At 69.9% G+C, this 18,842-nt stretch carries 14 protein-coding genes; 10 read left to right on the top strand and 4 right to left on the bottom strand.

Going from position 1 to position 18,842, the window contains the following annotated elements; all coding sequences use genetic code 11:
* The first annotated feature begins 33 nt into the window (after nt 1–33).
* From JOF29_RS02145 to JOF29_RS02105, 9 genes are all read left to right on the top strand, one after another.
* Nucleotides 34–585: a P-loop NTPase family protein gene (locus tag JOF29_RS02145; protein WP_209692547.1), complete on the top strand. Its 552-nt coding sequence runs from the start codon at nt 34–36 to the stop codon at nt 583–585.
* Entirely contained in the window at nt 575–1,825 is a 1,251-nt protein-coding gene (locus JOF29_RS02140) for an ABC transporter substrate-binding protein (protein WP_209692546.1), read from the top strand. The genes JOF29_RS02145 and JOF29_RS02140 overlap by 11 nt, the downstream gene beginning before the upstream one ends.
* Complete coding sequence (locus JOF29_RS02135) at nt 1,825–3,597, top strand: ABC transporter permease subunit (protein WP_209692545.1); 1,773 nt, start codon at nt 1,825–1,827, stop codon at nt 3,595–3,597. The genes JOF29_RS02140 and JOF29_RS02135 overlap by 1 nt, the downstream gene beginning before the upstream one ends.
* Nucleotides 3,594–4,865: a tetratricopeptide repeat protein gene (locus tag JOF29_RS02130; protein ID WP_209692544.1), complete on the top strand. Its 1,272-nt coding sequence runs from the start codon at nt 3,594–3,596 to the stop codon at nt 4,863–4,865. Before JOF29_RS02135 ends, JOF29_RS02130 begins: the two co-directional genes overlap by 4 nt.
* 9 nt (nt 4,866–4,874) lie before the next feature.
* Nucleotides 4,875–6,275 carry a DNA repair protein RadA gene (gene radA, locus JOF29_RS02125; protein ID WP_209692543.1) on the top strand — a complete coding sequence of 467 codons (1,401 nt, stop codon included), beginning with the start codon at nt 4,875–4,877 and terminating at the stop codon, nt 6,273–6,275.
* Nucleotides 6,276–6,418: 143 nt separating this feature from the next.
* The gene (locus JOF29_RS02120; RefSeq protein ID WP_209692542.1) at nt 6,419–7,375 is read left to right on the top strand and encodes a beta-ketoacyl-ACP synthase III; all 957 of its coding nucleotides are present in this window, start codon (nt 6,419–6,421) and stop codon (nt 7,373–7,375) included.
* Nucleotides 7,376–7,565: 190 nt separating this feature from the next.
* Nucleotides 7,566–8,660: a DNA integrity scanning diadenylate cyclase DisA gene (gene disA / locus JOF29_RS02115; protein WP_209692541.1), complete on the top strand. Its 1,095-nt coding sequence runs from the start codon at nt 7,566–7,568 to the stop codon at nt 8,658–8,660.
* Nucleotides 8,661–8,764: 104 nt separating this feature from the next.
* Nucleotides 8,765–9,352 carry a PadR family transcriptional regulator gene (locus tag JOF29_RS02110; RefSeq protein WP_209692540.1) on the top strand — a complete coding sequence of 196 codons (588 nt, stop codon included), beginning with the start codon at nt 8,765–8,767 and terminating at the stop codon, nt 9,350–9,352.
* The gene (locus JOF29_RS02105; protein WP_209692539.1) at nt 9,316–10,839 is read left to right on the top strand and encodes a DHA2 family efflux MFS transporter permease subunit; all 1,524 of its coding nucleotides are present in this window, start codon (nt 9,316–9,318) and stop codon (nt 10,837–10,839) included. The genes JOF29_RS02110 and JOF29_RS02105 overlap by 37 nt, the downstream gene beginning before the upstream one ends.
* Here the strand turns inward: JOF29_RS02105 and JOF29_RS02100 are convergent, their stop codons facing one another.
* Nucleotides 10,840–11,520, bottom strand: coding sequence for a hypothetical protein (locus JOF29_RS02100; RefSeq protein WP_209692538.1), 681 nt, complete (start codon nt 11,518–11,520; stop codon nt 10,840–10,842).
* 24 nt (nt 11,521–11,544) lie between these two features.
* Here JOF29_RS02100 and JOF29_RS02095 point away from each other — a divergent pair, with 24 nt between their 5' ends.
* Nucleotides 11,545–12,435 (top strand): HhH-GPD family protein, encoded by an 891-nt coding sequence (locus JOF29_RS02095; RefSeq protein WP_307863107.1) that lies wholly within the window; start codon nt 11,545–11,547, stop codon nt 12,433–12,435.
* A gap of 128 nt (nt 12,436–12,563) precedes the next feature.
* Here the strand turns inward: JOF29_RS02095 and JOF29_RS02090 are convergent, their stop codons facing one another.
* The 3 genes from JOF29_RS02090 to JOF29_RS02080 all read right to left on the bottom strand — a co-directional run bounded on the left by JOF29_RS02090 (nt 12,564) and on the right by JOF29_RS02080 (nt 18,726).
* Nucleotides 12,564–13,514 (bottom strand): DivIVA domain-containing protein, encoded by a 951-nt coding sequence (locus JOF29_RS02090; RefSeq protein WP_209692537.1) that lies wholly within the window; start codon nt 13,512–13,514, stop codon nt 12,564–12,566.
* 72 nt (nt 13,515–13,586) lie between these two features.
* A complete protein-coding gene (locus JOF29_RS02085) occupies nt 13,587–15,800 on the bottom strand; it encodes a kinetoplast-associated-like protein (protein WP_245357414.1) in 2,214 nt (737 codons plus the stop codon).
* Nucleotides 15,801–16,182: 382 nt separating this feature from the next.
* Nucleotides 16,183–18,726 (bottom strand): ATP-dependent Clp protease ATP-binding subunit, encoded by a 2,544-nt coding sequence (locus JOF29_RS02080; protein ID WP_209692535.1) that lies wholly within the window; start codon nt 18,724–18,726, stop codon nt 16,183–16,185.
* Nucleotides 18,727–18,842: the final 116 nt, after the last annotated feature.

Here is an 18,842-nt window from a genome sequence, read left to right as displayed (position 1 = left end):
TCGACGGGGCATTTTGGGAGGCGCCGGGCACAGATGGACGGACTGCTGCTCGAACGCGTACCGGGGTTGCCGGAGCGACTCCGCATCGACGTAGGTGAGCAGCGTGCGGTGGTGGTGCCCCATGCGGCCGACCGTCGCAGGCTGGCCGACCTCCTGACCGGATTGGACGATCCACCGCCGAGCGCGATCGTCCTGGCCGGTGGTGCGGTGCGGCTGGTGCCAGCCGAAGGCGGACTGCTCCCCCACCTCACCGTGCTCGGCAATGTGGTGCACGGCCACCTCACGACGCACTCAATCACCAAGCAGGCGGCCCGCGAACAGAGCCGGGTACAGGCGGTCGGCTGTGGCCTCGAGGACGTACTGGACCGCTACCCGCACGAGATCACGCCAGGGCGCCGCCGGCTGACCGGTGTGGCCCGTGCGCTCGGCGCATACCCGCGGGTGATCGTGCTGGAGGACGCGAACGGCCTACCTACCTGGGGCTCACTCCTGTCGATCCGGCCCAACCCGGACCTCGCCTCGGTCGCCCTGCTGCTCATTACGACCAGCACGACCCGTACTACTGGATTCGACGATGCCGAGTAGCCGCAGAGCGTTACTCGGAGCCGCGGCGACGCTGTTGCTGACCGGGTGCTCGAGCGACGTACTAGGACTGCGCCGTGCTGTACGCGTTGCAGTCAGTTGGAGCGGTGAGGAGCTACGCGCGTTCCACAAGGTCCTGCACGGTCTTGGTGCGCTGAGCTACCCGGTCGAGGTCGTACCGCTTGGCGACGACATCTCCACTGCTTTCGATGCCCCCGCCGCCAGAAGGCCGGACGTGGTGATGCTGCCGCAGCCAGGGCTCGTACGGGAGCACTGGCGCGACTTGGCACCGATGCCCGACGACCTCGCCCCACTAGGTCAGGTGAGGCTCTGGCGAAACCTCCTGGTGCAGCAGGGGCAGACGTACGGCGTCCCGTTCAAGACAGCGCACAAGTCGGCGGTCTGGTACCGCCCGTCGGTCTTCCGGCAGGTCGGCGTACAACCGCCGCAGCACTGGTCGGACTGGCTCGCGCTGAACCGGACACTGACGCAGGCAGGCGTCACACCGCTGGCGCTGGGCGCAGGAGACGGCTGGGTGCTCACGGACTTCCTGGAGAACATCCTGCTGGGCATAGCGCCGTCTGTGTACGTCGGTCTTGCTACCGCAGCACACCCGCGGCCGTCGCAGCAGCCACAGTTCGGGGCTGCGCTGCGGTTGCTGGGCACCATGTGGTCGGCGCCCGGTGCGCTGGCGGGTGGCGTGAAGGAGTCGCTGGTCCAGCAGTTCCCGGACGCGCTGGTGGAGGTGTTCGGGCATCGCAGGGCCGCGATGGTGCTCGCGTCCGACTTCGCGGAGCCGGTGGTCCGCTCGTTCGCCGCGGATCCCGACGACATCGGGCTCTTCACGTTCCCGCCGATGTCCGCCGGAGCTCCGGCGCCTGTGGTCGTCGGCGGCGACGTGATGGTGCTGGCGGCACCCATCTCGGACAACTCCCGTGACCTGGTCCGGCGGCTGGCCGCACCGGCCGCAGTGGATCCGTGGATCGCCGAAGGCGGGTTTCTGGTCGACAGACGCACCTCCGGGTACTCCCCCGAGCTGACCCGGCTCGCGGAGCAGCTGACCATGCCGGGCGGGCAGTTGCAGTTCGACCTGTCCGACCTGCTCGGCGCGCTCGGGGGCATCAACGGCCTCTGGCGGGTGCTGACGGACTTCCTGATCGCGGTGGGCGGCCGGGGCACGGACGCCGTACCGGACGCGGTCGTCGCGGCGATGAGCGCGATGCGGAAGGTGGAGACGAGCTGATGGGTCTGCAGACGAACGGCCTGTCGCTCGAGGTCGTCGGCCGGGAGATCACCGGCCGCCCGGTGCAGGGCAAACCACGGCGGCCGGCCGGACCGTTTCTGCTCGGGCTGCCGGCGCTGCTGCTCAGTTGCGTACTGCTGGTGCCGATCGGTGTGACCGTGGTGAAGGCGTTCGTCACGAACCAGCACTTCGGGTTCGGGAACTTCGCGGTGATCGGCGACCCGGCCGCGTTGCATGCCGTGGGCAACAGTCTGCTGTGGGTGCTGGTCGCTTGCGGGACGGTCGCCGTCGGGTTCTCCCTTGCTCTGTTGAGTTATCGTCTGCCCGCGGTCACGACGCTGCTGCAGCCCGCGCTGGTGATTCCGTTCGCCGTCTCGGTGCTGGTGTCCGGTGCGACCTTCCGGATGATCTTCGACCCGACACCGGAACGCGGGACCATCACGGCGGTCACGACACGCCTGTTCGGCTCCAGCCCGGTGTGGCTGGGTCCTGGCCTGTTCTGGATCGTGCTGATGTCCGCGTTCGGCTGGACCTGGTTGGGGTACGTCGTGTCGCTCTTCCGTGCCGGCTTGGACGCCATACCTGACGACGTGTCCCGGACACTCGCGGCCGAGGGCGTCCGGGGCTGGAAACGCCTGTGGGCGTTGGAGATCCCGCTGCTGCGCCCGATCACCGGTGTGGTCACGCTGACGCTGGTCATCGCCGCAGTACGGGTCTTCGACCTGGTGCTGATCGTCGTACCAGGGTCCATGCAGCGGTCCGCCGACGTACTGGGGCTGAACTGGTGGCGGGCGTCCACGACCAACGCGGACTCCGGGCGTACGGCGGCGCTCGGTGTCGTGCTGTTCGCGATCGTCGCCGCTGTCGGGCTGATCGGCGTACGCGGGCTGAGGCGACGGCGGTGGGCGATGCCGGTTGCCGTCGTACCGCTGGAGCCGACGCTGAGACGGCCGCGACCGCGGCCGGTGGTACGGCGGCTCGGCTGGTTCATCGGGTCGGCTGTGGCACTGGTGTGGGTGTTGCCGGCGGTAGTACTCGTCGCCACGGCGCTGCACTCGCCACGGGAGGCCGGGCTGCGTGGCTGGTGGTCGCCCTCGGGCCTGGGGTTCTCGTCGTTCGCGGCCGCGGCCAACGTCGGGCTGTTCAGGGCGTTGCTGTCCACACTGGTCATTGCTACGGCTGCGACGGCGGTACTGCTGGTGATAGCGGTGCCGACGGCGTACCTGGTGGCGTGGGGCGGTCTGCCACCACGAGTAGGTCGGGTCGCGATGGCCGTGTTCGTAGTACTCGCTGTCACGCCTGTCCAGATGTACGCCGCTCCCTTGCGCGATGCGATCGACGCAGCCGGGTTGGCGGGGTCACGGGTCTCACTGGCGCTGGTACACGCGGCCGCCGGTCTGCCGTTCGCAGTACTGCTGCTGCGGTCGGCCTTCGCATCGGCACCGCCTGCAGTGGTTTCTGAGGCGTTGCAGGGCCCGGTGCGGCAGAGCGCAGTACTGGCGACTGTGCAGCGCACGTACCGGCCCGCACTGATCGCTGTCGCGGTGCTGGAGTTCGCCCTGGTGTGGAACGACTTCATCGTGGGGTTCCTGATCAGTGGGCCTGGTACGACGCCGCTCTCGTTGGTGCTGTGGGGTGAGGCGCGGCAGTTCTCCACGTCGAGCGGACCGGTCGCGGCTGCGGCTGTTGTCGCGTCGGTCGTACCCGTGGTGCTGTTGCTGTCCTTCTGGCGCACCGTGGTGCGTGGGCTGACCACAGGGAGCCGGCCGTGAGCGAGGAGGAGCGGGACGAGCCGTCGCGGGCTCAAGAGGTGTCGCTGACCATCGGCGCCGTCGCCTCCGGGTTGCTCACCGACCTCTCGTCGCAGCTGCTCAGTCAGAGCTTCGGCCAGCGTGGCATCGTGCAGTGGGTCGGGTACTCCGTGACGATCCTGCTGGTGGTCGCCATCTTCCTCCGGCTGCGCGCCCGGGCCAGGCGGGCACGGCGGCGCCGACAGCTCGGTGTGAGCGACCTGCACGTGGCAGCGGAGGAGGCCGAGCAGTGGATGGTCGCGCTCGGCTCCAACGCGGGCGGGATGGCTGCGGCCGAGTGGTTCGCGCTCAACGAGGAGCGACTCCGGCAGCTGCTCGCGACGGAAGAGCCGCACAATGACGCGATCGACGACTTCGCCCGCGTCTGCGACGCGTTGGAGGCCTGGTACGTACGTCATCCCGACCCTGACGCGCTCCTCCAGCTCAGCGACCTGCTGAGCGCGGCAGCCGAAGCAGCCGGCCGCAGGAGCCTCTCCGAACTCGCAGCAGCCCGCGCGGCAACGGCGTACCGGATGCTGGGTGATCTGGACGCGGCCAACGCCCGGTTGAGCGTCTCGGACAACATCGGCGCCAACGGCCGTACTGCGTTCGCGCTGAAGATGCGGCGACAGGTGGAGCGGGCCCTGGTGAACCTGGCCGCCGCGAATCGCGCACCGGCCGGCAACGACCGCGAGGAGGCCGTACTGAACGCACGGGACCGCCTGGACGAGGCACGCCTCCGCCGCCCCGGCCCGGACCTGGCTGCCGACGTAGCGATCTCCATCAACTTGGCCGTCGTACACCTCTACCAGCACGACAGCGAGGGCGCACTGGAACATCTGCGGCCCGCACACGCCCACGCAACAGCCGCAGGTGACGTCAGCGGCGAGGCCCACGCGTTGGAGCTCATCGGTGTCGCCGCCTGGATGCAGCGCAACCGGCACGAGGCCGTCGGCCGCTGGGAGCACGCCGCCCACCTGTACGCCGAGATCGACGAAGGCGAAGGCCACGCCCGCTGCCTGCAGCACCTAGGCTCCGCGGAGGTCACCGCCGGCAACCTCGAGGCCGCGCTCGTCCTGCTCGAACAGAGCCAGCTGCTGCGTACGTCGGAGAGCGAGCTCCTCACCAAGTACCTCGACGCGGCCCGCCGTACGTCGGACCTGCCGGCGGTCGCCGAAGACCCGCCGCACCGCAAGGCCGGCACCTGGCTGAAACGCGCCTTCAGACGTTTTGTCGGCGGCCTGAAATAGGTTGTGTGCATGGCGAAGGCGGCGACTCAGGCGAAGGGCAAATCGGCGTACGCGTGTTCGGAGTGCGGGTGGACCTCGGCGCGGTGGATCGGGCGGTGCGGCGAGTGCCAGGCGTGGGGCACGGTCGCCGAGGTGGGCGCGCCGAAGGCGGCCCGGATCACCGCCGGGCCGGTGTCCTCGCCGGCGATGCCGATCTCCAAGGTGTCCGCGATCGAGGCCGAGTCCCGCCCGACCGGGATCGGCGAACTGGACCGGGTGCTCGGCGGCGGGGTCGTGCCGGGCGCGGTGATCCTGCTCGCGGGCGAGCCCGGCGTCGGCAAGTCAACGCTGCTGCTCGAGGTGGCGGCGCAGTCGGCCCGCGGCGGCGAGCGGACGCTGTACGTGTCCGGCGAGGAGTCGGCCGCCCAGGTGCGGCTGCGCGCCGGCCGGACCGATGCCCTCGTCGACGACCTGTACCTGGCCGCCGAGACCGACCTGGGCGCGGTGGTCGGCCAGGTCGACGCGGTCAAGCCGTCGTTCCTGGTGATCGACTCCGTGCAGACGATGGCGCACCCCGAGGTGGACGGTGCCCCGGGCGGCGTCACCCAGGTCCGTGAGGTCACCGGTGCGCTGGTCCGGCTGGCGAAGGAGCGGCACATCGCGGTCGTCCTGGTCGGCCACGTCACCAAGGACGGCGCGATCGCCGGCCCGCGGATGCTCGAGCACCTGGTCGACGTCGTGCTCGCCTTCGACGGCGACCGGCACTCCGGGTTCCGGATGGTGCGCGCGACCAAGAACCGGTTCGGCCCGTCCGACGAGGTCGGCTGCTTCGACATGGTCGACACCGGCATCGTCGAGGTCACCGACCCGACCGGCCTGTTCGTCTCCGAGCACGCCGAGCCGGTCGCCGGGACCTGCGTGACCGTGATGATGGAGGGCCGCCGACCGCTGCTGGCCGAAGTACAGGCGCTGGTCGGCCCGTCCGCCGCCCCGCAACCCCGCCGTACGACATCCGGGCTGGAGTCGTCCCGGGTCGCGATGGTGCTCGCCGTGCTCGGCAACCGGGCAGGGCTGAAGCTGACCGACCAGGAGGTGTACGTCGCGACCGTCGGCGGGGTGAAGATCACCGAGCCGGTCGCGGACCTGGCGGTGGCGATCGCGGTCGCGTCGTCGGTGATGGACAAGCCGATCCACCCCGGCCTGATCGCGATCGGCGAGGTCGGCCTGGCCGGCGAGGTGCGCCGGGTCGGCGGCCTGGAGAAACGGCTCGCGGAGGCGGCCCGGCTCGGGTTCACCAAGGCGATCGTCCCGGCCGACATCCCGAACCGCAGCCGCGAGGCGAAGCCGATGGACATCCAGAAGAAGTACGGCCTCCGCACCTTCGCCGCCCCCGACCTCCGCTCCGCCCTCAGCGCCGCCGGGCTGGCTTGATTGCCACGACTCCGTCGCGGCGGGTCGTGGGGCAGCGACCTTGTGTTCCCGGCCACAGGTGTGAGACGAGGGATCAACAGCAGCCGGTCCGGGAACGTACGCTGGGGGCGCCCCCACGCCGACGATCCCGCAGGAGCAGGTAGATGACCGGATCAAGAGTTGTCGCGCTCGGCCACTACCAGCCCGAGCGGGTGCTCACCAACGCCGAGCTCGCCACCATGGTCGAGACCAACGACGAGTGGATCCAGAGCCGGGTCGGGATCCGCGAGCGCCGGATCGCCGGGCCGGACGAGTCCGTCGACGAGATGGCCTGGCGGGCCGCCGACAAGGCCATCGCGAACGCCGGCCTGGACGTCACCGAGATCGACTACGTGATCGTCGCCACCTGTACCGCGATCGACCGGTCCCCGAACATCGCGGCCCGGGTCGCCGCCCGGCTCGGCCTCGGCAACCCGGCCGCCATCGACCTGAACACCGCCTGCTCCGGTTTCGCGTACGCGCTGGCGACCGCGGACCAGGCGATCCGCGCGGGCGCCGCGTCGAAGGCGATCGTGATCGGCGTCGAGAAGCTCAGCGACTGGACGGACTGGACCGACCGCACCACCTGCGTCCTGATCGGCGACGGCGCCGGCGCCGCGGTCCTGGTCGCGGACGACGACCCGGCGGAGGGCGACCTGGCCGGTGTCGGCCCGGTGGTCTGGGGTTCCGTCCCGGAGATGTCCGACGCGGTCCGGATCGAGGGCCGCGACGGCCCGTTCCAGCAGGAGGGGCTGAGCGTCTTCCGCTGGGCCACCACGCAGCTGCCGCAGATCGCCCAGCAGGTCTGCGAGAAGGCCGGCCTGAAGCCCGAGGAGCTGGGCGGCGTCGTGCTGCACCAGGCGAACCTGCGGATCATCGAGCCGCTCGCGAAGCGCCTCGGCGCGGTCAACGCGGTGGTCGCCAAGGACGTCGTGGAGTCCGGCAACACCTCGGCCGCGAGCATCCCGATCGCGCTGTCGAAGCTGGTCGAGAAGCGCGAGATCCCGTCCGGCGCGCCGGTGCTGCTGTTCGGATTCGGCGGCGGCCTGTCGTACGCCGGCCAGGTCATCCGCTGCCCCTGACGCCGCAGCCGTCGTACCGCCGCCCGCGGGCTGTGCCTGTTCTGGGCGGAAACGGGCGTACTGCACGGTCCGAATGCACGAGCGGGTGCACGCGCACCCGCCGCCGTACGCCGAACCGCACCTGCCGTCCCCGGCGAGGCGGCGGATATCCGCACAACTGCGTGCGCCGAACCGCATAGACTCAGGTTCCGTGGCGGCGAACACGGACAAGAACAGCACCGGCGCCCGGCTGCGCGCGACGCTCGCGGCGGTGGCTCCCGGTACCGAACTGCGCGAAGGCCTGGAACGAATTCTGCGGGGCCGGACCGGCGCCCTGATCGTGCTCGGTCACGACAAGGCCGTGGACGCGATCTCCACCGGCGGCTTCGAGATCGATGTCGAGTTCACCGCGACCGGACTACGGGAGCTCAGCAAGATGGACGGCGCGATCGTCCTCGACCGGGACGCCACCCGACTGATCCGGGCGGCCGTGCACCTGATGCCGGACCCGGCGATCGCGACGCAGGAGACCGGCACCCGGCACCGCACCGCCGACCGCGTGCACCGGCAGACCGGCTTCCCGGTGATCTCGGTGTCGCAGTCGATGCACATCATCGCGCTGTACGTCGACGACCAGCGCTACGTGCTGGAGGACTCCGGCGCGATCCTGTCCCGCGCGAACCAGGCCCTCGCCACGCTGGAGCGCTACAAGCTCCGGCTGGACGAGGTGTCCGGCACACTGTCCGCCCTGGAGATCGAGGACCTCGTCACGGTCCGGGACGTCGCCGCGGTCGCGCAGCGGCTGGAGATGGTACGGCGGATCGCCACCGAGATCGACGGGTACGTCGTCGAGCTCGGCACCGACGGCCGGCTGCTCACGCTGCAGCTCAACGAACTCGTCGCGGGCGTCGCCGGCGAACGTGAGCTGGTCGTCCGCGACTACCTCCCGCCGGCCACCGGGCGCCGCGCCAAGACCGCGGACGACGTACTGCTCGAGCTCGACGCGGTCAGCGCGACCGACCTGCTGGACATCGGCCAGGTCGCCCGCGCGCTGCAGATCGGCGGCGCCGAGCAGCTGGACGCGGCGGTCACCCCGCGCGGGTACCGGCTGCTGGCCAAGGTGCCGCGGCTCCCGGGTGCCGTGATCGACCGGCTGATCGACCACTTCGGTCACCTCCAGAAGTTGCTCGCGGCAAGCATCGACGACCTGCAGACGGTCGAGGGCGTCGGCGAGAACCGGGCCCGCACGGTCCGCGAGGGCCTGTCCCGGCTGGCCGAGTCCAGCATCCTGGAGCGGTACGTCTAACCACCGACAGTCACCCGACGCCTCCGGTTCGTGAAAGAACCGGAGGCGTCTTGCATTCCCGTCCGCGCGGGCTAATACTCCACATGGAACATTCCGTTTGGAGGATGATGACCGAGCTGACCCCGTTGGCGATCTCGGTGCTGGCGCTGCTGAACGAGCGGCCGATGCACGCGTACGAGATGTACCAGCTACTGCTGAGCCGTCAGAACAACCGGATCGTCAAGGTCCGCCCCGGTTCGCTCTACCACACGGTCGAGCGGCTGGCCGGTCAGCAGTACGTCCGCGCGATCGGCACCGAGCGTGCCGGGAACCGCCCGGAACGGACGACGTACGAAATCACCCCGGAAGGGAACGACGCGCTTACCCGCCGGGTGGAGAGCGGGCTGGAGAACTTCGTCTACGAATACCCGCAGTTCCCGGTGGTACTGAGCGAGGCACACAACCTGGAGGCCGACGACGCGGTACTGCGGCTCCGTCGGCGGGCGGAGGACCTGGACCGCTGGCTGACCGACGTCGACGAGGCGATCGTCCTGGCCCGGGCGTCCGGCGTGCCGGAACGGTACTGGATGGCTGCGGACTACGTCCGCGGGCAGCTGAGGGCCGAGCGCGCGTGGCTCGCAACCACCTTCGAACGCATCGAGAGCAAGGACTTGGAATGGCTATCCCGCAAGACTCCCAGCACGACCGGGTGAGGCCGGAGATCCGGCCGTGGCCGGCGTTGTGGGCGCTCGTCCTCGGCTTCTTCATGATCCTGGTCGACTCGACCATCGTCTCGGTCGCCACCCCGGCGATCCTCAAGGACCTCGGGTCCGACGTCGGCACGGTGGTCTGGGTGACCAGCGCGTACCTGCTCGCGTACGCCGTACCGCTGCTGATCACCGGGCGTCTCGGCGACCGGATCGGACCGAAGAAGCTGTACCTGACCGGGCTGGCGGTGTTCACGCTCGCGTCGGTGTGGTGCGGGCTGACCAACTCGATCGAGATGCTGATCGTGGCCCGGGTGTTCCAGGGCCTCGGCGCCTCGATGATGACGCCGCAGACGATGGCCGTCATCACCCGGATCTTCCCGCCGAACCAGCGCGGCCGGGCGATGAGCCTGTGGGGCGCGACCGCCGGCGTGGCGACGCTGGTCGGCCCGATCCTCGGCGGCGTACTGGTCGACGGGCTCGGCTGGCAGTGGATCTTCTTCATCAACGCCCCGGTCGGCGTGGTCGGCTTCTTCCTGGCGCTGCGGCTGGTGCCGGACCTGCCGACCCACGAGCACAAGTTCGACCTGATCGGCGTCGTGCTGAGCGCGGCCGGGTTGTTCCTGCTGGTGTTCGGGATCCAGGAGGGGCAGAAGTACCACTGGGGCAAGATCACCGGCCCGATCTCGGTGTGGGGGCTGATCATCGCCGGTGTCGTCGTACTCGCGGCCTTCGTGATCTGGCAGGCCAGGAACAAGGGCGAGCCGCTGCTGCCGCTGGGGTTGTTCAAGGACCGGAACTTCTCGCTGGCGAACGTCGCGATCACCACGGTCGGGTTCGCGATCACCGCGATGGCGTTCCCGCTAATGCTCTGGGCGCAGGCCGTCCGCGGTCTGTCTCCGACCCGGTCGGCACTGCTGCTGGTCCCGATGGCGGTCATCTCCGGCGCGCTGGCGCCGTTCGTCGGCCGGCTGGTGGACCGGACGCCGCCGCGGTTCATCGCCGGGTTCGGGCTGGCGTGCTGCGCGGGGTCGATGTTCTGGATGAGCCAGGTGATCGAGCCCGACGTACCGATCTGGCAACTGCTGCTGCCGATCGCACTGCTCGGTGTCGCGAACGGCTTCATGTGGGCACCGCTCGGTACGACGGCCACCCGGAACCTCCCGATGCACCAGGCCGGGGCGGGCGCCGGCGTCTACAACACGACTCGGCAGGTCGGCGCGGTGCTGGGCAGCGCGAGCATCGCCGTACTGATGGAGTCGCGGCTGGCACACAACCTGCCCGGGATGAGCGGCGGTGCGTCGGGGGCAGGCTTCTCCAGCGGCAGACTGCCGGCGATCGTACGGCAGGGATTCAGCGACTCGATGGCGCAGTCGCTGGTGCTGCCCGCGCTGGTGCTGCTGATCGGGCTGGTCGCGGCGCTGCTGTTCGTGGCACCGAGCCACCTGCAGAAGCAGCCGACCGCCGCCTCGGAACCGGCCGAGGCGAGCTGATCAGACGACCTGGAAGGCCTGGGCGCCCGACAGGCGGCCGTCGTACTCGGCCTTGACGACATAGGTTCCAGGCTTGGCCACCGGTTGACCCGGAAGACAGCCAGGCCTGGACCGGTGTCCGTCCCAGGGCACCGTGACCGCCGACTGCTTGCCCTTGGCAACGACGAGGGTGGCGTTCTGGATCGCCTTACCGCACTGTGTGGTGCTCCAGATCAGGTCCGTGCCGGACATCACCGTGACGGTCAAGTGGTCGCCGCCGACGGTCGCCTTGCAGCCGTCGCCGGCCGGGGTGAGCTGGATGACGAAGTTCAGCATCGAGCCGGAGACGATCTTCCGGTTCGCCGGCAGCGCGGCGAGGTTCAGGTCCGATCCCTTGCACGGCAGGTCGGTCGGCGGAGTGGTCTTCGTCTGATCAGGGCTCGGCGTCGGCGACTCGGTCGGTGTCCTGGTCGGCTTCGAGGACACCGCGGTGGTCGGCGTCGTACTGGGGGCCGAGGCCGGCGGCGCGGTCGTCGACTTCGGCTGCGGATCCGAGGCGGCCGCGTTCTGGCCGTCGCCACCCCCGCCGAACAGGTTCGAGATCACGACGATCAGGACCACAACGACCGCGAGCACGAGTCCCCGCCGGAACCAGTACACGCTGGCAGGCAGGTGCCCGACCGGACGGAGCAGACTGCTCATGAAGCGCACTCTAATATCGACACCGTGCTGGACCACTCAGGCTCGCCGTCAGCTCTTCACAACCCGGTTCTGACCTGGTACGACGCCAACAAGCGGGTGTTGCCGTGGCGGGAGCCTGGCGCTGGGGCGTGGGCGGTGATGGTCAGCGAGTTCATGCTGCAGCAGACGCCGGTGAATCGGGTGCTCCCGGCGTACCAGCGCTGGCTGGAGCGGTGGCCCACACCGGCTGACCTGGCCGCAGAGGCCCCTGGTGAGGCTGTGCGGGCCTGGGACCGGCTCGGGTACCCCCGGCGCGCCCTACGGCTTCACGCGGCCGCTCAGGCGATCGTGGACCGGCACGGCGGGGAGGTCCCCGACGACCACGCCGCCCTGCTGGCGCTGCCCGGGGTCGGGACCTACACAGCCGCCGCGATCGCGTCGTTCGCCTTCGGTCAGCGCCACGCGGTCGTCGACACCAACGTCCGCCGCGTCCTCGCCCGCTCGCTCACCGGCGTCGCGCAACCCACCATCTCCCCCACCGTGGCCGACCAGCGCCTGGCCGTCAGCGCCCTCCCCACCGACGAAACCACCGCAGCCCGCTGGGCAGTCGCGTCGATGGAGCTGGGCGCCCTGATCTGCACCGCCCGTACGCCGAACTGCGCCGACTGCCCCATCCGCTCCGACTGCGCCTGGGTCCTGGCCGGCAGCCCGCCGTACGACGGCCCACCACGCCGCGGCCAAACCTACGAAGGCACCGACCGCCAAGCCCGCGGCCGCCTCCTCGCGGTCCTCCGCGCCGCCACCACGCCCGTCCCCAAATCCACCCTCGACACCACCTGGCCGCACGCCCGGCAACGCGAACGCGCCCTGGACGGCCTCGTCGCCGACGGCCTGGTCGAACCCCTCGCGAACGCCCGCTACCGCCTCCCCGGCTGACCGACCCGCCGGTACTGCGTAAACACCTCGACCCCGGGCGCCTCGCGTGTCGTCGGCGGCCTCGGGGAGGTTCAGCAACCAAGAAGCCGGCTCGAGGGGTCGAGCCGGCTTCTCACGGGGTTGGTGATTCAGTTCTTCTTGCTGCCGGTGGTGGCGTCCTCGCCGTTGTCGGCGAGCAGGTCGAGCGGCATCGCCGGCTGGCCGGACAGCGTCGCCAGCATCTGGCGGACGTTGGTCAGCTGCGCGTTGATGCTGTCCCGGCGCTGCGTCGCCGCGGCGAGCTCACGCTCGGACTCGGCGCGGATCCGCTCGGACTTGTCCTTCGCGGCCGCGACGATCTCCTGGGCCTGACGGTTCGCGTCGGCCAGCTGCTGCTGGGACAACCGCTCGGCCTCGGAACGCGACCGGTCGGCCTCCCGCTGCACCTGTGCGGCGCGGTCGGTGACGGCGGCCAGCTGCTGCTCGGCCAGCGCGGTACGGGCGGCGAACTCCTGCTCGACCTTGCCCCGGCGCTCGGCCAGGGTGGTCTCGAAGGCGGCCGCGGCCTGGGCGGACTTGGCCCGCTCCTGCTCGTACAGCGCCTGGGCCTCGCTGCGCCGCGCGGTGGCGTCGCGCTCGGCCTCGTCACGCATGTCGTCGGCCTGGGTCCGGGCCTCTTCGAGGATCCGGGCGGCCTCGGCGTCGACCTCGCTCTTCCAGTCCAGGGAGTACTGCTCGGCCTCCTTGCGGACCTTCTTCGCGTGCGCCTCACCGTCGGCGACAATCGCCTCCGCGTCGGTGCGGGCGCGGGTCACCAGGTCACGGGCCTCGTCGTCGGCCAGCGACAGGATCTTCGCCACCCGCTCACCGAACTCGGTGAACGTCGGCGCGCGGTCCTTGGAGTCCTCCTGGGCGGAGATGACGGCCGCCTCCGCAGCGTCCGTGCGGGACTGCAGCTCCTGGACGTGCCGCTGCAGCTGCTCGGACTGCTGCTGCAACGCGGTCAGGGAGGTGGTCAGCTCACGGATGTGCTGATCCACCTGGGCAGGCTCGTAGCCACGCAGAACGGTACGGAACGGGGTTGGGCTTTCACTGCTCATGTTTTCCGATGCTCACTTCGATGGGTGGGTGGATCACACATTGTCACTGACAAGGATCTGACTGTCACGTCCTCATCCTGATTCCCCCGTGGAACCCTCACTGGAGGACATTCCACCACCTGGGCGGAACCCCGGTACAGCGAGTGCCTCGATCACACCCGAAAGCTGGGTGAGCTCCTTGGTGATCTCATCACGGCGCTGGTTCAACGCCGCGACCCTCGCCTCGGCGTCGGCGAGAAGTTTGCGGGCCTGCGCTCGCAGGTCGTCGGAGTGTTCGCGGGCCATGGCCTCGATCTGCTGGGCCTCGGCGCGGGACTTGCGGATCAGCTCGTGCGACTGGCGCTGCGCCTCGGACAGGTCGTTCGCGGCGCGCTCCCGCAGTACCTGGGTACTCGCCTCGGCCTCGGCCTCGCGGCGGTTCGCCCGCTCGATGATCTCCCGGGCGTCTTCGGCGGCGGTGGTCTTCAGCCGGTCCGCCCGGGTCTGCGCCTGGGCGGTGACCTTCGCGGCGTGCTTCTCGGCCTCCGCCACCATCGCCTCGGCCCGCTCACCGGCCGAGTACAGCGTGGTCTCGGCGAGCTGGGTGAGCTCCGCGTTCTCCTTGGCGATCGTCTCCTGGGTCTGCTTCAGCCGGCTCGTCGAGCGGCCCACGACGCGGCGCAGGTGTGCGCGCTTCTGCTTCAGCAGCTCGGTCGCGTCGGCGGCGGCCCGGTCGCGGATCGACTGCGCCTCGGTCTCCGCGGCGGCGATCAGGCCGTCGACGGTCTGCCTGCTCCACAGCGTCTGCTTCTCGGCCTCCGCGAGGGCGGCCTCGGCCGTCTGGTTCGCCTCGTCGACGATCCGCTGCGCCTCACCCGTCGCCGCCCGGCGGTCCGCCTCGATCGAGTCGACCACCAGCTTGGCCTGAGCGCGGGCGTCCGCCATCAGCCGCTCGTTGCCGGCCTCGGTCTGGGCCTTGCGCTCGGCGATCTCCGCGACCGCCTCGGCCCGGAGCTTGTCGATCTCCAGCTTGATCGCGGCCAGCTTGGCGCGTTCGGTCTCCTCGAGCTCCGCCGTCCGGCGCTCCAGCTCGGTACGGTTCTCCCCGCGCAGCCGCTCGATCTCGGCATGTGCCTCGGCGATCTCGACGCGGGACTTCTCCCGGGCGGTCTCGACCTCGCGCTCGACCGCGGCCCGGAGCTCGCTCGCCTCGGACTCGGCGCGTGCGATCAGATCGGCCTCGTTGCGTACGGCGGCCTGTGACACCAGCGCGGCCTGCTCGCCCGCGTCGGCGACCAGCTGCTGTGCTTCCTTGCCGGCCCGCTCGACGGCGGCCTGCGCCGACTCGCGCGCCATCCGCGCGTCCTCGAGCAGCTCGTCGGCCTCGTCCTTCACCCGCTCGGCCGCGATCTCCGCTTCCGCGATCCGGCGATCCGCCGCCGCCTGCGACTCGGCCCGCAACTGCTCGGCAGCCGCCTCGCTCGCCGCCGTCAGCGCGGCGGCCTCAGCCTCACTCTTCTCCTTCAGCGCCGCCGCCGCGGCTTCGCTCTGGTGCTTCAACGCCGCCGCCGCGGCTTCGCTCTCGGCCTTCACTGCCGCGGCCGCCGCTTCGCTCTCAGCGGTCAGGGTTGCCGCTGCGGCTTCGCTGCCGGACTTCAGGGCTGCGGCTGCAGCTTCACTCTCGGAGGTCAGTGCTGCGGCGGCGGCTTCGCTCTCGGTTCGCAGTCGTTCGGCTGCGAGCTCGGCCTCGGCCGTCATGCGCTCCGCGACGGACGCGGCCTCGGAGCGGACGCGCTCTGCCTCGGCCGTGGATTCGGAGGTCAGCTGCTCGGCCGCAGCGGCAGCATCCCGCCGTACCCGCTCGGCCTCGGCGGTGGACTCGGCTCGCAGTTGCGCGGCCGTGCCGGCGGCCTCGGACCGTACTCGGTCGGCCTCGGCGGTGGACTCGGCGCGGAGCCTTGCGGCGGCTTCTGTGGCCTCGGAGCGGACTCGGGCGGCGTCGGACTCGGACTCGGTGCGGAGCTGCTCGGCGGCCCGCTCGGCGTCGTTCAGGACCCGCTGGGCGGCGGTCATGGCGTCCGCGCGGAGCTTCTTCGCGGCGGCGCTGGCGTCGGCCTTCAGCCGCTCGTTCGCGGCCCGGATCCGGCTCGCCTCGTCGCGGGCGACGTCGTTCTCGTGCTCGGCCTGCTCGCGGAGCGTGTCGGCGATCCGCTGGGCCCGTTCGAGCACCCCGCCCGCCTGCCGCACGCCAAAAGAACCGGTGTCGGCGACCGGTTCCTGGGTCAGCGGCAGACGCGGAGCGTCCATGCGACGAGATGATTCCATCACCGGCCCCCTTTCCGACAGTCCGGGTCCGAACAGCGTGGTCACAGGGTTACAACGCGGTAGACAGGCGGTAGGTAACTGCTTCATCAGCAGTCGCGCGATCTTCCCATCGCTACCGAGGTGAGCGCGAGTCGCGGTTGCATCGGAATGATCACGCTCCGCAGGACGATACGACCAATCAGTAGCCCCCGCGCAAATCACGCGTGTCTTTCCGTACGCCGAACCCCACCGCAGTACTGACCACCCGCCAAGACCCGATCCGGCCTGGACCACTCCCCTCCGGCGCCCCACCCCGATAAAAAGGTGGTCGCCGCAGCTCCTGGGAGGAGCTGCGGCGACCGGGACTGCTGGTGTTCGGTTGTGGTTAGGAGTCCTGTACGCCGGAGGTTCCGCCGCCTGTGGTCAGGTCGGTGAGTTCCAGGTCGGAGGTCGAGGACTTCTGGTTGCCGGTGAAGGTGAAGTACTCGGCCAGGCCGTCGGCGTTGACCGTGCCTTCGGGTGCGGCGTCGACCAGGACGATCTGGCCGGGGCGCAGTTCCCCGAACAGGATCTTCTCGGCCAGGATGTCCTCGATGTCGCGCTGCAGTGCGCGGCGCAACGGGCGGGCACCCAGGACCGGGTCGAAGCCGCGCTTCGCGGCGAGTTCCTTCGCCGCCGGCGTGAGCTCGATGCCCATGTCCTTGTCCTTCAGCCGCTGCTCGATCTGGGCCACCATCAGGTCCACGATCTTGACGATGTCTTCCATCGTGTGCTGGTGGAAGACGACGATCTCGTCGACGCGGTTCAGGAACTCGGGACGGAAGTGCTGCTTCAGCTCCTCGGTCACCTTCGACTTCATCGCCTCGTACGTACCGACCTCGTCGTTCGCACGCTGGAAGCCGGGGCGGACGGACTTCGCGATGTCCTTGGTGCCCAGGTTGGTGGTCATGATGATGACGGTGTTCTTGAAGTCGACCACGCGGCCCTGGGCGTCGGTCAGCCGACCCTCGTCCAGGATCTGCAGCAGCGAGTTGAAGATGTCCGGGTGGGCCTTCTCCACCTCGTCGAACAGCACCACGCTGAACGGCTTCCGGCGGACCTTCTCGGTCAGCTGGCCACCCTCTTCGTAGCCGACGTACCCCGGAGGCGAGCCGAACAGCCGGGAGGCCGTGTGCTTCTCCGAGTACTCCGACATGTCGAGGCTGATCAGCGCGTTCTCGTCGCCGAACAGGAACTCGGTGAGCGCCTTGGACAGCTCGGTCTTACCGACACCGGACGGGCCGGCGAAGATGAACGAGCCGCTCGGTCGCCGCGGGTCCTTCAGGCCGGCGCGGGTACGCCGGATCGAGCGGGACAGCGCCTTGACCGCGTCGGTCTGGCCGATGTAGCGCTTGGCCAGCTCCTTCTCCATGTCCAGCAGCCGCGCGGACTCCTCCTCGGTCAGCTTGAAGACCGGGATGCCGGTCGCGGTGCTGAGCACCTCCGCGATCAGCTCCTCGTCGACCTCGGCGACCACGTCCATGTCGCCGGCCTTCCACTGCTTCTCACGCTCGGACTTGGCGTTGATCAGCTTCTTCTCGTCGTCCCGCAGCCGGGCGGCACGCTCGAAGTCCTGCGCGTCGATCGCCGACTCCTTCTCCCGGCGAACCGTCGCGATCTTCTCGTCGAACTCGCGCAGGTCCGGCGGAGCCGTCATCCGGCGGATCCGCAACCGGGCCCCGGCCTCGTCGATCAGGTCGATCGCCTTGTCCGGCAGGAACCGGTCGGAGATGTACCGGTCGGCCATCTGCGCGGCGTTCACCAGCGCGGCGTCGGTGATCGTCACCCGGTGGTGCGCCTCGTACCGGTCGCGGAGGCCCTTGAGGATCTCGATCGTGTGTGCGATCGAGGGCTCGGCCACCTGGATCGGCTGGAACCGGCGCTCCAGCGCGGCGTCCTTCTCGACGTACTTGCGGTACTCGTCGAGGGTGGTGGCACCGATCGTCTGCAGCTCGCCGCGGGCCAGCATCGGCTTCAGGATGCTCGCCGCGTCGATCGCGCCCTCGGCCGCACCGGCCCCGACGAGGGTGTGGATCTCGTCGATGAACAGCACGATGTCGCCGCGGGTGCGGATCTCCTTGAGCACCTTCTTCAGGCGTTCCTCGAAGTCGCCGCGGTAGCGCGAACCGGCCACCAGGGCGCCCAGGTCGAGGGAGTAGATCTGCTTGTCCTTCAGCGTCTCCGGGACATCACCGCGGACGATCTGCTGGGCCAGACCTTCCACGATGGCGGTCTTACCGACGCCCGGCTCACCGATCAGGACAGGGTTGTTCTTGGTACGGCGGGACAGCACCTGCATGACCCGCTCGATCTCGCTCTCCCGGCCGATCACCGGGTCGAGCTTCGCCTCGCGGGCCGACTGGGTGTAGTTCCGGCCGAACTGGTCGAGCACCAGGGAACTGCTCGGGGCATCGCCCTGCGTCCCGGTTCCCGGCGCCGTGGTCTCCTTGCCCTGGTACCCGCTGAGCAGCTGGATGACCTGCTGCCGGACCTTGTTCAGGTCCGCACCGAGCTTGACCAGGACCTGCGCGGCGACTCCCTCACCCTCGCGGATGAGGCCGAGCAGGATGTGCTCGGTGCCGATGTAGTTGTGGCCCAGTTGCAAGGCCTCTCGCAGGGAGAGCTCCAGCACCTTCTTGGCGCGGGGGGTGAACGGGATGTGCCCGCTCGGTGCCTGCTGCCCCTGGCCGATGATCTCCTCGACCTGGGAACGAACGGCCTCGAGCGAGATACCCAGGCTCTCGAGAGCCTTGGCGGCGACACCCTCACCCTCGTGGATCAGGCCGAGCAGGATGTGCTCGGTCCCGATGTAGTTGTGGCTGAGCATCCTGGCCTCTTCCTGAGCCAGGACGACTACCCGACGGGCGCGGTCCGTAAATCGTTCAAACATCGCCAAAGCGCTCCTTGCCTCAGAGGAGTCGGACGTGCCGTGTTGGCCGACCCCCGTACATGCATGCTAGTCCCCGGTACCGACAGGCTCGCTCTCGGCGAACATCCGATCACGCT

It is taken from the genome of Kribbella aluminosa (genome assembly GCF_017876295.1).
GTDB lineage: Bacteria > Actinomycetota > Actinomycetes > Propionibacteriales > Kribbellaceae > Kribbella > Kribbella aluminosa.
This window is presented reverse-complemented; position numbering and strand designations above follow the sequence as displayed.

What these genes read in the sequence shown, in the direction of transcription:
- JOF29_RS02105 (WP_209692539.1), top strand. Translation starts at nt 9,316, where the DNA reads ATGGCTATCCCGCAAGACTCCCAGCACGACCGGGTGAGGCCGGAGATC.
- JOF29_RS02120 (WP_209692542.1), top strand. Translation starts at nt 6,419, where the DNA reads ATGACCGGATCAAGAGTTGTCGCGCTCGGCCACTACCAGCCCGAGCGG.
- JOF29_RS02080 (WP_209692535.1), bottom strand. Translation starts at nt 18,726, where the DNA reads ATGTTTGAACGATTTACGGACCGCGCCCGTCGGGTAGTCGTCCTGGCT.
- JOF29_RS02110 (WP_209692540.1), top strand. Translation starts at nt 8,765, where the DNA reads ATGATGACCGAGCTGACCCCGTTGGCGATCTCGGTGCTGGCGCTGCTG.
- JOF29_RS02085 (WP_245357414.1), bottom strand. Translation starts at nt 15,800, where the DNA reads ATGGACGCTCCGCGTCTGCCGCTGACCCAGGAACCGGTCGCCGACACC.
- JOF29_RS02100 (WP_209692538.1), bottom strand. Translation starts at nt 11,520, where the DNA reads ATGAGCAGTCTGCTCCGTCCGGTCGGGCACCTGCCTGCCAGCGTGTAC.
- radA (WP_209692543.1), top strand. Translation starts at nt 4,875, where the DNA reads ATGGCGAAGGCGGCGACTCAGGCGAAGGGCAAATCGGCGTACGCGTGT.
- JOF29_RS02135 (WP_209692545.1), top strand. Translation starts at nt 1,825, where the DNA reads ATGGGTCTGCAGACGAACGGCCTGTCGCTCGAGGTCGTCGGCCGGGAG.
- JOF29_RS02140 (WP_209692546.1), top strand. Translation starts at nt 575, where the DNA reads ATGCCGAGTAGCCGCAGAGCGTTACTCGGAGCCGCGGCGACGCTGTTG.
- JOF29_RS02145 (WP_209692547.1), top strand. Translation starts at nt 34, where the DNA reads ATGGACGGACTGCTGCTCGAACGCGTACCGGGGTTGCCGGAGCGACTC.
- JOF29_RS02090 (WP_209692537.1), bottom strand. Translation starts at nt 13,514, where the DNA reads ATGAGCAGTGAAAGCCCAACCCCGTTCCGTACCGTTCTGCGTGGCTAC.